The following is a 414-nucleotide window of genomic DNA, read 5'->3' on the forward strand; positions in this document are numbered from 1 at the left end:
CGGCCGCCTCCTTGACCGCCTCGAGCTCCCACATGTAGTCGGTCCACCCCGAGGGGTTCGTCAGCGTGAACGTGACGGGCGTGCCGTCCTCGTCGTGCAGCACACCGTCCACCAGCTCGTACCCGGCGTCCGCGAGGATCGCGACGGCGCCGGGGACGTCGACCACGAGGCGCCGGTCGGCGAGGTCCGGGGCGAGGAACGTCTCGCCCGCGGGGAGCGGCAGTCCTGTCGCGCTGCGCAGCGGCGGCCAGACGCCCGACGTCGCGAGGTTCGAGATGTCCTCGCGGTCGAGCACGGCGTTCAGCGCGCGCCGCACGGCGACGTCGTCGAACGGCGGCACCTGCGTGTTGAGGAAGAGCGCGTCGATCGCCAGACCGGTGGGGGCGAACTGGTGGAGGCGGTCGGGGTCGTCGG

Annotated in this window: 1 protein-coding gene; it reads right to left on the bottom strand. The window is 73.2% G+C overall.

The genetic code is table 11. From position 1 onward, the window contains the following. Positions 1-414, bottom strand: a 414-nt coding sequence (locus G3I78_RS49405; RefSeq protein ID WP_239158500.1) for an ABC transporter substrate-binding protein, incomplete at both ends; no start/stop codon positions are given.

The sequence above is a fragment of the Streptomyces sp. SID13726 genome, assembly GCF_010548375.1.
Classification (GTDB): domain Bacteria; phylum Actinomycetota; class Actinomycetes; order Streptomycetales; family Streptomycetaceae; genus Streptomyces.